Source organism: Curtobacterium sp. MCBA15_016 (assembly GCF_001865105.1).
Classification (GTDB): domain Bacteria; phylum Actinomycetota; class Actinomycetes; order Actinomycetales; family Microbacteriaceae; genus Curtobacterium.
The window spans coordinates 5,341-5,722 of the sequence record NZ_MJGR01000031.1; the positions used below are offsets into that span (position 1 = coordinate 5,341).

Annotated in this window: 1 protein-coding gene; it reads right to left on the reverse strand. The window is 74.3% G+C overall.

The features are described from left to right. Window positions 1-164: 164 nt before the first annotated feature. The coding region (locus tag BIV03_RS12885; RefSeq protein ID WP_139201967.1) for a BON domain-containing protein at window positions 165-382 on the reverse strand (218 nt) is incomplete at its 5' end.

A 382-nucleotide genomic window follows, 5' to 3' on the forward strand; every position in this document is an offset into this window, starting at 1 on the left:
GAGGGACGGCCGCGGTGGCGGCGGAGCACCACGCGCTCGTCGTGGTGGGGCGTCGTCACCGGTCCACCTTCGGCGGCGAGGTCCTGGGATCGGTCGCGCAGGACCTGATGGCGGAGTCGACGACGGCGCTGTGCGTCGTCCCGCTCGAGCAGGGCTGACGTCGATCAGCCGACGACCGGGGCGACCGTCAGCTGGTCGATGACGAAGTGCACACCGCCGCACCGGGCAGCGGCGGCGTGCACCGCGCGGCGTTCCGCCACGGAGCTGACGGACCCGGCGATGGTCACGACGTGGTCGTGGACGTGGACGGCCACCGCGGCCCGCGGGACGACCAGCCCGACCACGCGTTCGACCCGGGTCCGGACGTCGGCGTCGGTCTCCT